The sequence below is a fragment of the Staphylococcus sp. GDY8P72P genome, assembly GCF_016890655.1.
GTDB classification, from domain to species: Bacteria; Bacillota; Bacilli; order Staphylococcales; family Staphylococcaceae; genus Staphylococcus; species Staphylococcus arlettae.
Window position 1 is genome coordinate 40,544 of sequence record NZ_JAFEQJ010000001.1, and the last position, 13,829, is coordinate 54,372.

General features: G+C 34.0%; 14 protein-coding genes. 11 read left to right on the forward strand and 3 right to left on the reverse strand.

Annotated elements, in window-relative coordinates; all coding sequences use genetic code 11:
• The first annotated feature begins 22 nt into the window (after nucleotides 1-22).
• Entirely contained in the window at nucleotides 23-1,507 is a 1,485-nt protein-coding gene (locus JVU85_RS00210; protein ID WP_002509720.1) for a Na+/H+ antiporter NhaC family protein, read from the forward strand.
• Between the two features lie 113 nt (nucleotides 1,508-1,620).
• Here JVU85_RS00210 and JVU85_RS00215 read toward each other — a convergent pair whose 3' ends face one another.
• A complete protein-coding gene (locus tag JVU85_RS00215; protein WP_002509067.1) occupies nucleotides 1,621-2,388 on the reverse strand; it encodes a DeoR/GlpR family DNA-binding transcription regulator in 768 nt (255 codons plus the stop codon).
• A 173-nt stretch (nucleotides 2,389-2,561) separates the two neighbouring features.
• Between JVU85_RS00215 and JVU85_RS00220 the strand changes: the two genes are divergently transcribed.
• From JVU85_RS00220 to JVU85_RS00260, 9 genes are all read left to right on the forward strand, one after another.
• Nucleotides 2,562-3,644: an erythritol/L-threitol dehydrogenase gene (locus JVU85_RS00220; RefSeq protein ID WP_002509068.1), complete on the forward strand. Its 1,083-nt coding sequence runs from the start codon at nucleotides 2,562-2,564 to the stop codon at nucleotides 3,642-3,644.
• Nucleotides 3,645-3,676: 32 nt separating this feature from the next.
• On the forward strand, nucleotides 3,677-4,675 hold the full coding sequence (locus JVU85_RS00225; RefSeq protein ID WP_002509069.1) for a dihydroxyacetone kinase subunit DhaK: 999 nt from the start codon (nucleotides 3,677-3,679) through the stop codon (nucleotides 4,673-4,675).
• Nucleotides 4,676-4,683: 8 nt separating this feature from the next.
• The gene (gene dhaL / locus JVU85_RS00230) at nucleotides 4,684-5,322 is read left to right on the forward strand and encodes a dihydroxyacetone kinase subunit DhaL (protein ID WP_002509070.1); all 639 of its coding nucleotides are present in this window, start codon (nucleotides 4,684-4,686) and stop codon (nucleotides 5,320-5,322) included.
• Between the two features lie 24 nt (nucleotides 5,323-5,346).
• The gene (gene rpiB / locus JVU85_RS00235; RefSeq protein ID WP_002509071.1) at nucleotides 5,347-5,787 is read left to right on the forward strand and encodes a ribose 5-phosphate isomerase B; all 441 of its coding nucleotides are present in this window, start codon (nucleotides 5,347-5,349) and stop codon (nucleotides 5,785-5,787) included.
• A gap of 196 nt (nucleotides 5,788-5,983) precedes the next feature.
• Nucleotides 5,984-7,234 (forward strand): copper resistance CopC/CopD family protein, encoded by a 1,251-nt coding sequence (locus JVU85_RS00240; protein ID WP_002509072.1) that lies wholly within the window; start codon nucleotides 5,984-5,986, stop codon nucleotides 7,232-7,234.
• A 12-nt stretch (nucleotides 7,235-7,246) separates the two neighbouring features.
• On the forward strand, nucleotides 7,247-7,831 hold the full coding sequence (locus JVU85_RS00245; RefSeq protein WP_193325475.1) for a YcnI family copper-binding membrane protein: 585 nt from the start codon (nucleotides 7,247-7,249) through the stop codon (nucleotides 7,829-7,831).
• A 45-nt stretch (nucleotides 7,832-7,876) separates the two neighbouring features.
• Nucleotides 7,877-8,293, forward strand: coding sequence for a DUF2871 domain-containing protein (locus tag JVU85_RS00250; protein ID WP_002509074.1), 417 nt, complete (start codon nucleotides 7,877-7,879; stop codon nucleotides 8,291-8,293).
• A 180-nt stretch (nucleotides 8,294-8,473) separates the two neighbouring features.
• The gene (locus JVU85_RS00255; RefSeq protein WP_002509075.1) at nucleotides 8,474-9,505 is read left to right on the forward strand and encodes an NAD(P)/FAD-dependent oxidoreductase; all 1,032 of its coding nucleotides are present in this window, start codon (nucleotides 8,474-8,476) and stop codon (nucleotides 9,503-9,505) included.
• Between the two features lie 75 nt (nucleotides 9,506-9,580).
• Nucleotides 9,581-9,982: a GNAT family N-acetyltransferase gene (locus JVU85_RS00260; protein ID WP_204171509.1), complete on the forward strand. Its 402-nt coding sequence runs from the start codon at nucleotides 9,581-9,583 to the stop codon at nucleotides 9,980-9,982.
• A 242-nt stretch (nucleotides 9,983-10,224) separates the two neighbouring features.
• Here JVU85_RS00260 and glcP read toward each other — a convergent pair whose 3' ends face one another.
• A complete protein-coding gene (gene glcP / locus JVU85_RS00265; RefSeq protein WP_002509077.1) occupies nucleotides 10,225-11,583 on the reverse strand; it encodes a glucose transporter GlcP in 1,359 nt (452 codons plus the stop codon).
• Nucleotides 11,584-11,832: 249 nt separating this feature from the next.
• Nucleotides 11,833-12,822, reverse strand: coding sequence for an acrylyl-CoA reductase family protein (locus tag JVU85_RS00270; RefSeq protein ID WP_204172032.1), 990 nt, complete (start codon nucleotides 12,820-12,822; stop codon nucleotides 11,833-11,835).
• Between the two features lie 320 nt (nucleotides 12,823-13,142).
• On the opposite strand from JVU85_RS00270, the gene JVU85_RS00275 reads away from it, so the two are divergent.
• Entirely contained in the window at nucleotides 13,143-13,667 is a 525-nt protein-coding gene (locus JVU85_RS00275) for a GNAT family N-acetyltransferase (RefSeq protein WP_021459721.1), read from the forward strand.
• The last annotated feature ends 162 nt before the right edge of the window (nucleotides 13,668-13,829 follow it).

Consider the following 13,829-nt stretch of genomic DNA (forward strand, 5'->3'; position numbering starts at 1 on the left):
TCAATGAGATAGGAGTGATATGTTGAATAGTTCAAGTACAACATCAAATAACAATAATGTATCAAACTATAGCAAAACAGAAAAAGTATCAACAGTATCAAAAGTACAACGCAGATTTAAATTGCCACATGTGTTGATTATGATGTTAATCATGATGATGTTTGCTTGTCTTTTAACGTATATTATTCCTGCAGGTGAGTTTAATACACAAAAAAATGGCACAATTATAGAAGGAACTTACCATCAAATTACGCAAAACCCAGTTAATCCTATTTATGCCATCACACTATTATTAGATGGTGGTATACAGGCTGCCCAAACAGTAACATTATTGCTATTTGTAGGTGGCGCTATAGGAGGAATACTTTATTTAGATTCAGTAAAAAAAGTAACTAATTATTTAATATTTCGATTTGAACATGCTGGAGCTGTGCCACTTGTCACAGGTTTATTTTTATTAATGGCATTTATAGGTTTTTTTGTCGGTGGAGACCAAATGATTGTCTTTGTAACATTAGGTGTGATTTTAGCGAAGCGATTGAAACTGGATCCTATTATGGCATTAGCAATGACCTTCTTACCACTATATATGGCTTTTTCAGTTTCTCCTTCTGGTATGGCGAAACTAGGTCAAATCGTTTATCCTGAAGTGCCAATGTATTCTGGTTATGGTGGTAGAGCGATTATGTATAGTGTGTTTTTAATAGTGACACTTATTTATGTACTATGGTATACACGTCGTATTATTAAAAAACCACAATCTAGTGCGATGCCAGTAGAAGATTGGTTTGGCAGTGATGACAACTTAGAAGATGCCCAAACAGATAATAATGATAGACATGTGACATGGCGAGATTTAGTTGTCGTTGCATTAGTTGTTTTTACGCCAATTATTTTAGCTATTGGTAATAGTGTACTTCAGTGGACTGAAAGATATGGTAATGGTGTATTTATCACGATATTTATGCTGAGTTTTATTTTAGCTTATATAGTTAAACGGAAAAATTCAGAAACAATGGTCGAAGGATTTATTGAAGGTGCTCGTCCAATGTTAGTAGTGGCGTTTGCTATTATTATGGCAAATACAATTAGTGTTATTCTCGAAAAAGGAAAAATATTAAGCACAATTGTACATACATTAACGACTCAACTAGATGGAGCTTCATCTGGGGTTGTAGCAATACTTGTTTTCCTAGTTGCTACTGTCTTTAATTTTTTAGTGCCTTCAGGTTCAGGATTGATGAGTGTTATGGTACCAATTTTACAACCAGTAACTCATACGTTAGGTGTTAATGATCAAATGTTAATAACAACTTTATCTTTTGGCGGTGGATTAGGTAATTTGATAACGCCAACATTAGGTGCAACCATCGGTGCTATTGCCATAGCACGGGCAAATTTTGGTGCTTGGATTAAATTTATGGGTCCATTATTTATTATATGGTTAGTTATAGGTTCGATTATATTATATATTTTTACCAACGTAGGTTGGTCTGGAGGTATTTAAGTAACATTAAATTAGTAGTGTTACTTAATAAAAATAAAATTAATGTGTAAAAGCTGGAACAGTATGCTGTTCCAGCTTTTTTATGAAGATTAAAATAGTGGTTATGCAGATAGTTAATCTTGGGCAACAGTTAGTGTAAATGGAACGTTTGCTTGCCATTTTGCTGCAGGGTATTCATCAGTAATTATTTCATTAATATCAGCAATTTTAGCAAAAGATAAAGTCGACGATACATCAAACTTACTATGGTCTATTAAAGCAATAACTTGATCACTTTCTTGAACCATTTGTTTTTTTAATTGAACTTCTGGTAAAGAAAAATCAGTTAAACCATTGTCCATAGTCAAACCGTTCGAAGATAAAAAGAAATAATCAATATGATACATTTCTAAAATTTGAGAATCTATATTCCCTGTTATGGCATTAGAATCTTTAGATACAAAGCCGCCGACAATTAACACAGTTAAATTTGGATTTTCTTTTAATAATACGGCATTTTCTAAACCATTCGTAATAATAGTTAATTCCATAGTTGTTTCAGCAAGTAATTTTGCCAATTCGTATGTAGTGGAACTTGCATCAATCATAATACATTGTTGTGGTTTGATTTTTGCTAGCGCGTGCATACTGATAAGATGTTTTTCATTATGCTTTTGAGTTAAGCGGTAAGAAAAATTTAGTTTAGAACCCGAATTTTCATTTACTTTGGCACCACCATGTGTGCGTATCACTTTATTTTCGCTTTCTAATCTACGTAAATCACTGCGCACGGTTGCTTCAGTGACGCTTAAATAATCAGAAAGTTGCTTAACAGTAGCGCGTTTGTGAGATTTTATATACGTATATATATGTTCTCTGCGTTCATCAGGGTACATTTTCATTTCAGTCACATCCTTAAATTTATCATAAATGATTTGTACAATATACTCAATAACCAAATATAAGCGAAGATAAACGAAAAGAAATGAAAAAATATTTGAAAGAAACGAAAAAATATATTAGAATATAAAGTGTAAATGAAAGCGTTTTCCAAAATGAAGGGAGTTATTTGATTATGACTAAAAACAATTATCCAGAAAAAATGAAAGCAGTAGTAGCTTATGCACCTGGTGATTATAAATATGAAACTGTAGATACACCGACACTGGAAAATGACAAAGAAATTATCGTCAAAGTAGAAGCATGCGGAATTTGTGCTGGAGATATTAAAGCTTATGGAGGGGCACCTAGCTTTTGGGGTGACGAAACACAACCTTCATACATTAAAGCACCAATGATTCCTGGGCATGAGTTTATTGCACGTATCGTTGACAAAGGCGATGCTGTTACTGATTTTGAAATTGGTGACCGTGTAATATCTGAACAAATTGTACCTTGTTGGGATTGTAGATTTTGTAACCGTGGTCAGTATTGGATGTGCGAAAAACATGATTTATATGGTTTCCAAAATAATGTCAATGGCGGCATGGCAGAATATATGAAATTTACGAAGGAAGCAATTAATTATAAAGTGCCAGAAGATTTACCTATAGAAGAAGCTATTTTAATTGAACCATATGCGTGTAGCTTACACGCAGTGCAACGTGCCAATATTAAATTAGGTGATTTTGTTGTGTTATCAGGTGCTGGTACTTTAGGACTTGGTATGGTAGGCGCAGCGAAGAAAAATGGAGCTGAAACATTAGTAGTACTTGATATGAAAGATGACCGTTTGGAATTAGCTAAAAAATTCGGCGCAGATATTGTAATGAATCCATCTAAAGTAGATGTAGTGAAAGAGATTAAAGCATTAACAGATGGCTATGGCTGTGATACTTACATCGAAGCAACAGGACATCCAAAATCAGTAGAACAAGGGCTAAGTGCTATTCGTAAGTTAGGAACTTTCGTAGAGTTTTCAGTATTTGGAGATCCAGTTACAGTTGATTGGAGTATTATTTCTGACCGTAAAGAATTAGATTTATTAGGTAGTCATTTAGGTCCATACTGTTATCCATTAGTTATAGATGGTATTCAAAAAGGTGATTTCCCAACTGAAGGCGTAGTGACACATCAATTGTCATTAGATCAATTCGAAGAGGGATTCGAACTTATGAAACAAGGTGACAAATCATTAAAAGTAGTATTAGTTCCATAGTAAATAACATTTGGTCAAAGGAGAGGTAAGTAATGAAAAAAATGATAAATAATCCTGATAATGTCATTGATGAACTCATGAGTGGCTATGTAGCTGCTTACCCTGAGTATATTAGACGCTCTGAGTTGCATCAACGTGCACTGATTGGTAAAAAAAGAAATCCGCAAAGAAAAGTAAGTGTGTTAATCGGTGGTGGTTCTGGTCATGAACCTGGATTTTTAGGCTATGTAGGACAAGGCATGGCTGATGGTGTAGCAGTTGGTAATATTTTTGCATCTCCTTCTCCAATACCAATCCAAGCTGTGACAAGAGAAATTGATCAAGGTCATGGTGTGTTATATATTTATGGCAATTATGCTGGAGACTTAATGAATTTCGAAATGGCGAGTGAAATGACTGAAATTGAAGATGAAATTACTACCGCTGCAGTAATTGGTAATGACGATGTAGCATCTTCGAAAACACTTGACGATCGCCGTGGTATTGCAGGCGAATTATTAGTTTATAAAGTTGCAGGTGCAGCTGCAGACTTTGGCCATGATTTAGCAGAGGTAAGACGTCTTGCACAATTAGCAAATGATAATACTCGTTCAATGGGTATTGGCTTAAGTCCATGTTATTTACCACAAACTGGCAAACCTAGTTTTGATTTGGAAGATAACGAGATGGAAATCGGTTTAGGACATCATGGCGAACCTGGTATTGAAAAGACTACAATTCGAACTGCACAAGAAACAGTTAAAGTGATTATGCAAAATATACTAAAAGAAAATATCTATCAGGAAAATGATGATGTCGTAGTATTGGTCAATGGTTTGGGTGCAACATCTCAAATGGAACTATATATCATTAATAAAGAAGTTAATGCGATTTTAAATGAACGTAATATTAATGTTTATAAAACTTATGTTGGTAATTTTATTACGTCGATGGAAATGGGTGGCTTTTCTATCACGTTAATGAAATTAGATGAAACATTAAAAGGTTGTATTGACCATGCGGTTGATTGTCCTAATTTTAAAGAAGTGTAGGTGAAACCATGACATTAACAAATGATAACTTTAAAGATTATCTATTAGCATTAACTGAGTTATTCGAAACAGAAAAAGATAATTTATGTGAACTTGATCGCAAAATAGGAGATGGTGACCATGGTGTCACAATGAATATTGGGTATCAAGCAGTAAAACAAACACTCGAATCTGAGTTACAAGATCAACAAGACATAGCAAAAATTAGTGTGGCAATTGGAAAAAGCTTTTTAGATGCTGTGGGATCTTCAGTAGGTCCTTTATATGCATCAGGTTATCTAAAAGCAGCTGTCGCAGTTAAAAATAAAACTGAATTAGATGACGAAGGGCTCTATGATTATTGGATTGCATTTAGTAAAGGCATTAAAGATAGAGGGAAAGCTGAAATTGGTGACAAGACCATGATAGATACTTTAGAACCATTTTTCACGACATTACAGCAATATAAAGCGCAACAAACACCGTTTCATGAGGCATTTGATAAAGCTCTAAGCGCTGCCAAACAAGGTATGGAAAGTACAAAAGATATTGTTTCTAACAAAGGGCGCTCCAAGCGTTTAGGTCATCGCTCACAAGGACATGTCGATCCTGGTGCAATGTCATCTTATTTAATGTTAGCGCAATTTAAACCATTTAGTGGTGCATAATTAATTTTAAGGAGGAAGATAACTATGAAAATAGCTATTGGTGCAGATCATAATGGATATGAATTAAAAGAAGCGGTAAAAGCACATGTCCAAAAATTAGGTCATGAAGTAGAAGATTTTGGTTGCCATCAATGTGCAGAGACAGATTATCCTGATGTTGCAGCAGAAGTAGGTAAAAGTATACAAGAAGGTCAAAATGAACGTGGCGTGTTAATTTGTGGCACTGGTATTGGTGTAGCTATTACTGCTAATAAGTTGAAAGGTATCCGTGCAGCATTAGCACATGATGTTTATTCTGCAGAACGTGCCCAACTTAGTAATAATGCACAAATTCTAACAATGGGTGCTCAAATTATTGGCATAGAAGTCGCTAAGAAAAACGTTGAAGCATATTTAAATGTCGCTTGGGAAGGCGGCTCACAACGCAAAGTCGATAAAATAGATGATATTGAAGCACAAGAATAACTTTAAATAATAATAAAACTAGAGAGGTTGGGACAAATCAAAATTGTCCCAACCTCTTTTCATATTGTGTTGTAATGGGTGAATTTGCTATTTAATTATTTGACGAAAACATGACAAATCAGTATTTGTATTGTTTATATAACTATTGTTTTATAAAATTGTGAAGAAGCATAAATAAATGATATAGGGGGATAATATGCTGCTTTATACAAAGAGAGTTATGTCCAAAAGCACGTTGATAGTAGTCTTCTTTGCACTACTTTTAATGGCAGTAGCAACAAATCAAGTTTCTGCTCACGCTACATTAGAAAGTACAACGCCTGCTCAAAACAGTGTAGTATCGCATCCTCAACAAATAGAATTGCACTATAATGAACCAGTAAATACTAAATATTCTAGTATTACAATTTTTGATGATAAGGGAAAGTCTCTTGGTGAATTTAAACCAACAAATTCTGGAACCAACCAAACTTTGACCTTTGATGTAGGCCAACTGGACAACGGGACACACAAAGTGAGTTGGCATACAACATCAGCTGATGGTCATGAAATTCAAGATGAATTTGAATTTTCTATTAATAAAAAGACTACAAGTAATATAGATGTTACACCACCGTTTTATGAGACTTCTAACTTTTGGTTTGGTCTATTTAGATTTATTACTGAAGGGAGTCTTATCGTATTAATGGGATCATTTTTAGTCAATAGTGTAGCCAAACGTTACCAATTACCGACATATTTGGCATTCTTTAGTTACAAACCAATCTCTTGGATATTAAGTGCTATGGCATTTATAACGGCTATTATTTACATAATGACATTGTCTCCAGAACTTGTTTCAAACATAATGGCTTTAGACATGACTGCATTATTGCAAGCGCCATTCTTATTAGCAATGATAGCTATAATAGTATTGTTACTATTATTTACTTTAAATGAGATGATGACTATTTGGTATATAGCAATCTCTTTAATTATTATTGTGACATTAAGTATGTCTGGACATGTTTGGGCCCAAAGTTTTCCATTGTGGTCAATTATACTACGATCAATACATTTATTAGGCATGGCATTATGGCTAGGCGGTATGGTGTACTTAGTTTGGTTAGCAACTACTAAACAGTTGCAAGACATTGTAAAAGTAAAACGGTTTTTCTTTAAACTTAATCTAGGCGCAGTGATTGCACTTGTCATATCTGGAGTATTGATGGCAATAGACGAAACAAGTCTGGCGGCTATTTGGTCTAGTGTAACAACTTGGAGCAGTTTGTTTTATGTAAAAATAATTGGAACTATTTTAATGATCACATTAGGTGGTTATCAAAGTTTTAGAGCTTTAACGAACTTACAAAAAGTTAATAAGAAAGTATTATATTGTGAAATAATAATTGGTATTATGTTAGTGCTAGCTGGCATTATTATGAGTCAAATTCAAATACCAAGTTAAAGGAGTAGAACAATGATTAAAAAAATAAGTTTAATGGCATTCTTTGTCTTTACAATGGTATTAATGACTAATATTGCTAATGCCCATGTAACATTAAATCCAGACAAAAGTGAACCGGGAGCATATGAAAAACATGATGTGCGTGTGCCAGTAGAGAAGGATACGAATACAACAAAGGTCGAATTAGTAGTGCCTGATGGGTTACAATTAGTAGCAGTAGCACCAGTGGACGGTTTCAAACATAAATTTACTAAAGATTCAAAAGGTAATATAACAAAAGTTACTTGGAATGCAACAGGTGAAGGCATCGGACCTAATGAATTTATTGATTTTCCAATACAAGTGGCAAATTCTGAAGAGGAAGGTCAATATAAATGGAAAGCTTACCAAACTTACGAAGATGGTGAAACCGTAAAATGGACAGGTGGTAAGGATGCTGAAAAACCAGCACCTGTTACGACTGTGAGTGCCAACACTGCTCAAGAGCAAGGTGAGAGCAAAGATGAAGAGCAACAAAATACTACACTTTTATGGATTGTCGCTATTATAGCTATTATTTTGTCACTAATTGCTATTTTTAAAAAGACTAAAAAATAATAGTATGTTATAACGGGCAGTGGTTGATAAGAAGGGAGATATATTATGCGTAGAATTTTATATGCATTTTTGGTTTATACAATTTTAGGGTTATTGAGTGGATTTTACTATAGAGAGCTTACCTTAGCATATGACTTTACAGGAGAGACACAATTAGTCGTTGTGCATACGCATACGTTAATATTAGGTATGTTTATGCATCTAATCATGCTTCCTTTAAATAAAGTGTTTAAGTTAAGTAGTTACTATTTATTTAACTGGTTCTTTATTATTTATAATTTAGGTGTATTATCGACAGTTGGAATGATGTTTACTAAAGGTACATTCCAAGTAATTGGTAAAAACGTACCAGAATCATTTGCTGGTTTTGCTGGTATTGGACATACAACTTTAACAGCAGGATTTATCTTGTTATTCTTTTTATTAAGAAATGCAATAGTTAAAGCTCCTCATAATGAATAAATAATCAAGGTACAACATATTACGAGAGAAAAGAACACAAACGATGTCTATTTGTGCACTTTTCTCTTTTTATATAGGTCGAAATATGGATTTTTACGAGATATTGATGTTTTTCATTGATAATGGTTATCAACTATAGGATAATGACTAGTAAATGGTGTCATGTTTGGAGGATTATATATGAAAGACGTAACAATTATAGGTGGTGGGCCAGCTGGGCTATTCGCTAGTTTTTATTCAGGTTTAAGGGGCATGGACGTTAGAATTATTGATGTACAGGAGAAACTAGGTGGCAAAATGCATATATATCCTGAAAAAATAATTTGGGATATTGGGGGATTGGCACCGAAACCGTGTTATGAAATTATTAAAGACATGGTCTCTCAAGGAACACATTTTAATCCTGAAGTAGCTTTAGGAGAAAAAGTTATTGATATTCGTAAACTAAATGAACGCCACTTTGAATTAGAGACAAATTTAGGAAATGTTTATGAGTCTAAAAGTGTTATTATTGCAATTGGCGGTGGTATTATCAATCCAAAAGAATTAAATGTTCAAGGCGCCGAACGATATAAGTTAACTAATTTACATTACGTAGTACAATCATTAAAACAATTTAAAAATAAAGATGTGTTAATTTCTGGGTCAGGTAATTCTGCATTAGACTGGGCACGCGATTTAAGTGGATATGCGAAAAGCGTGACCTTAATTTACCGTAAAGCAGATATTAGTGGTTACGAAGCAATGAATCAATTGTTAGAAGAGTTACAAGTCAGAAAACTACCTAATACCCAAATTAAACAACTGATAGGCGATCCTGCCGGAGATTGTATAGAACAAGTGATATTAGAAAATACAGATACAGGAGAAATTGATACAGCAAATTATGATGAAGTAATTGTCAGTCATGGTTTTGATCGTGAAAGCACTTTGTTGGCTCAAGCGACTACACGTGTTGAAATGTTAAATGAATATCAAATTAAAGGGTTAGGTAATACTACAACAAGCGTACCTGGTCTATTTGCTTGTGGTGATATTGTACATCATGAAGCAAAAGTACATCTGATTGCTAGTGCATTTAGTGATGCTGGTAATGCCGCAAATTTGGCCAAACAATATGTAGAGCCTAGTGCCAAACCAGAAGGCTATGTTTCAAGTCACAATGCTGTATTTAAAGCTGATAATGAAAAAGTGATACAACAGTATTTGTAATATCATAATGTCTTACAAGAGATAGTTTAAGTCTTAATCTTATTAATTGAACAAATAAGTATAGGAGAATTACAAATGATTGATATAAAACATGAACCACCAACTGTTGAAACATACCGTCGCTTAAGAAAAGACTCAGGTATGAGTGAAAAGACAATACAAGCAGCTGAACAAGGATTAGGCAATGCGTGCTTTGATGTTGTGATTTATGATGATGGTTACAGTTTTGCGATGGGCCGAGTAATTGGTGATGGTGGTACGGCATTTCAAATAATCGATGTTGCTGTAGACCCAAAATATCAAGGACTTGGTTATGGCAAAATGGTATTAACACATATTATGGATTATATCGAAGCGGTTGCTGTACCAAGTAGTTATGTAAGCTTAATTGCTGATTATCCAGCAGATAAATTATATAAACAATTTGGCTTTGAATCTACTGAACCAAATTCAGGAGGTATGTATATAAAATATTAGTGACTAACTATGTAATCACTAATAGCTAAAGTTTGATAACTTATCTTAATATAAAACGAAGTTTATATTTTGGTATTCAAAAGACTATGCGAAAACAAACAAAAAGTTAAGCAAGAACTTGGTTTGGGTTAATGATATTTCATAAAACTAAAGAAAACGTCAATTTCTATATCTTCTTAATAGAAATTGACGTTTATTTTTTAGTCAAAGATAGTTATATCCCGACTCGTTTTAGTATGTTTTTATTCCTTAAGATGAGCTTCAGTAGCATTTGTTCGAGCACGTAAATCTGCTTCGATTTCTTCTAAACTACGTCCGCGTGTCTCTGGTAAATACTTGATTACAAAGAATAATGCGAAAATACCAATGACTGCAAAGATTAAGAAGACTTGTTCTACCGGTAAAACTTCAGTCAACATTGGGAAGAATTGTGCTACAAGTAAACTACCAATTGATAACACAAGTGCTGCTACACCTGTTGCTGCACCACGTGCACGCATTGGGAATAATTCTGGTAACATAACCCATAATACTGGTCCCCAAGTGAAACCGAAAAATATAATGAATATTGTTAGACATAAAATAATAATCCAAGCAGAAGATTGAATTCCAATAGCCCAAATCAATATTGCCATGATTAATAATGAAGAGACCATACCAATATTACCTATAACAAGTAAACGCTTACGGTCAACTTTATCAATAATCATAATAGCGACAATTGTAATTAAAACGTTAACTGTACCGATACCCACAGTACCTAAAATTGATGTGGCATCGCCTAAGCCAGCTTTACTAAATATCGTAGGAGCATAATAAATTATGGCATTGATTCCAATAATTTGTTGGAATAACGCGAAGACTGCACCAATAATTAGTGTTGGTCGTAGCCATGGTGATTTCAACACATTCCATGTGCTATCAGAAATACGATTGATTTCTTTCATAGCGGCAATTTCTTTATCGATTTCACTGTCATTAAATGTTAAACGCATTACATCACGTGCAGCTTTTTCACTTTTATGTTCTAACAACCATCTTGGGCTTTCTGGCATAAAAGCAACACCGATTAATAAAATTAATGATGGTACGACTGCTAAACCAAGCATCCATCTCCAACCTTCGATTGGTGCTAAAGCATAATTGATTAAGTATGAAGATAAAATACCGATAGTAATCATTAATTGATTTAATGAACTAAGTGAACCACGTTGTGCAGTAGGTGCCATTTCCGATAGATAAACCGGTACGATGGCAGTTGAACCACCTACAGCTAGTCCAATAATTAAGCGGCCAATAACTAATACTGGCATAGAAGGAGCCAATGCTAAAATCAAGGCACCAATGATAAATATAATTGCAATAATAAAGACGACGCGTCGTCGACCAAGTCGATCTGACATAGGACCACTTGCACCTGAACCGACAATAGCACCAATGAGCATAGAAGATACTACAAGTCCTTCAGTAAAGCTATTTAGTGGAATATCATCTTTAATGAAAAGTAAGGCACCTGAAATAACTCCCATATCATAACCATAAAGTAATCCTCCAAGTGCACCTAAGAAGAAAATGAGTTTCTTATTTACTTTTAATCCCATAAAAAATTCCCCTCCTGATTAAATTCATAAACACAAGTATACGCTTTCATTTTATTCTTGTAAATAATAAAATATAACTATATTATTTATTTGTACGGATTATTATTTGAAAATGACTATTTAATAATTAAAATTAAATTAAAAACAATTTGTGAATACATGAAAAAGGAAGTATATAACAGCATCTGAATAAAATTGCTGTTATATACTTCCTCATATAGTTATTGAGTTACGTTGTAAAATATTGATTTATGCTTCGAAATCAATAATAATGCGACCTTCATTTTTATGGTTAACCACTGTTTCAATGCTAGACTCAAGTTCTGAGAAGCTAATGACAGTTTTGATATCGTGTAATTGTTTTGGCTTAAGATCTTTTGCTAATCTACGCCAAATTAATTGTCTCTTACGTAAATTCGTATAGACAGAATCGATTCCAAAGATATTAACACCACGTAAAATAAATGGGAATACTGAAGTTGCAAAGTTATCGCCACCAGTCATACCTATAGCAGCAACACTACCATTGTAATCTAAATGTTTTACAGCATGTGCTAATCCATCCCCGCCGACAGGGTCAATTACTGCTTGCCAAGTACGTTTTCCGAGTGGTTTAGAGTCATTGTCAGGGAGGCGATCAATAATTTCTTTAGCACCAAGGGTTTGCAATTTGTCTGCAGCTGATGTTTTGCCTGTACTGGCAATAACTTTAAAGCCTATTTCTTTTAGCATCATAACGGCTAATGTCCCAACTCCGCCTGATGCTCCTCGAACTAGTACAGGTGCATGTTCAATTGATAATCCGTTATGTTCCAATGTTTCAATTGCCAAACCAGCAGTATAACCTGCCGTACCATAAATCATTGCTTCTTCTAGTGTTAAATCTTTAGGCAGTTTGACAAGGCATTCTTCTTTTACACGAGCGTATTCGCTAAAGCCGCCGAAATGGGCTACACCTAAGTCAAAACCAGTAACTATTACTTCATCGCCTGGTTCATATGCATGGCTGTCAGACGCTTCTACTACACCAGCTAAATCTACACCTGGAACCATTGGATAAGATTTGACAATCTTATTTCCAGTTGTAGTTGCTAATGCATCTTTATAATTGATTCCAGAATATTTAACTTTGATTAGTACTTCACCTTCTGGAAGGTCATCTATCGTTAATTCTTTAAATTGACTAATTACTTTGTTATCTTGTTCATCGACTACGAAAGCCTTAAATGTATCACTCATTGCGCTATGGCACTCCCTTATGTAATTTTAAATTTATGAACAATATAAAAACTAAAATATACTCTATCACGAATTTATTGCCTATACAATACGCTGTAGTTATTCTTAATGTAAGTAAACGCTTTATATTGAAATTAAACACAATTATATGGTTTATTATTATTCATGCAACTGGTCTATTATAAAATAATTATAAATGTTTAACAATATTAGGACTAAAATTAAGTTGGCAGAATTTATAAAAGATTTTAATTGAAATGTAATACATATATTTATATTATAGGGATAACTTGTTATAAATTAAGAGGAGATAATTTATTATGACATATCAAATTGATTTAGTAAGACGAGCCGAAGTACAAATGTTACGTGATATCTGTATTACTACTTTCCGAGAAACATTCGAAGGTAGTTACAGTGATGAAGATTTTCGTGACTTTTTTGAAAGTGCCTATAGTATAGAAGCTTTAGAACAAGAATTGAATAACCCGCAATCTGAAACTTACTTTTATAGAGAACATGGTGAATTATTAGGATTTTTTAAAATAAATGTAGATGCAGGACAAACAGAAGCAAAAGGTCCAGAGTATTTAGAATTACAACGTATTTATTTTGTTAAAGATGCACAAAGTGGTGGTAAAGGTACACGTGTCTTTAACTTTGTATTACAGCGTGCACAAGAATTAGCTAAAACCAAAATCTGGCTCGGTGTTTGGAAACATAATAAACAAGCATTGCAATTTTATAAAAAACATGGGTTCGTCAAAACTGGAGAGCATCAATTTATTACAGGAAATACAATTGATCTTGATGCAGTTATGGAAAAAGAGTTAACAACCAATTGAACTCCAAGTAAACCTTATATTAATACTCAAACTGTCGACAAGGTCTCTGGCTTTGTCGGCAGTTTTTTATGCACGCTTTCCGCGGGCACTGCTTCAGCCTGTAGTCTTCAGCGAGTGCTATTCCCGCAGGAGTCGGCATAATCCACTGCCAATAAATAATAC

Coding starts and splice junctions, on each gene's coding strand:
- JVU85_RS00270 (WP_204172032.1), bottom strand. CDS start 12,822: ATGAGTGATACATTTAAGGCTTTCGTAGTCGATGAACAAGATAACAAA.
- JVU85_RS00240 (WP_002509072.1), top strand. CDS start 5,984: ATGCTGCTTTATACAAAGAGAGTTATGTCCAAAAGCACGTTGATAGTA.
- JVU85_RS00225 (WP_002509069.1), top strand. CDS start 3,677: ATGAAAAAAATGATAAATAATCCTGATAATGTCATTGATGAACTCATG.
- JVU85_RS00245 (WP_193325475.1), top strand. CDS start 7,247: ATGATTAAAAAAATAAGTTTAATGGCATTCTTTGTCTTTACAATGGTA.
- dhaL (WP_002509070.1), top strand. CDS start 4,684: ATGACATTAACAAATGATAACTTTAAAGATTATCTATTAGCATTAACT.
- JVU85_RS00215 (WP_002509067.1), bottom strand. CDS start 2,388: ATGAAAATGTACCCTGATGAACGCAGAGAACATATATATACGTATATA.
- JVU85_RS00220 (WP_002509068.1), top strand. CDS start 2,562: ATGACTAAAAACAATTATCCAGAAAAAATGAAAGCAGTAGTAGCTTAT.
- JVU85_RS00260 (WP_204171509.1), top strand. CDS start 9,581: ATGATTGATATAAAACATGAACCACCAACTGTTGAAACATACCGTCGC.
- rpiB (WP_002509071.1), top strand. CDS start 5,347: ATGAAAATAGCTATTGGTGCAGATCATAATGGATATGAATTAAAAGAA.
- JVU85_RS00255 (WP_002509075.1), top strand. CDS start 8,474: ATGAAAGACGTAACAATTATAGGTGGTGGGCCAGCTGGGCTATTCGCT.
- glcP (WP_002509077.1), bottom strand. CDS start 11,583: ATGGGATTAAAAGTAAATAAGAAACTCATTTTCTTCTTAGGTGCACTT.
- JVU85_RS00275 (WP_021459721.1), top strand. CDS start 13,143: ATGACATATCAAATTGATTTAGTAAGACGAGCCGAAGTACAAATGTTA.
- JVU85_RS00250 (WP_002509074.1), top strand. CDS start 7,877: ATGCGTAGAATTTTATATGCATTTTTGGTTTATACAATTTTAGGGTTA.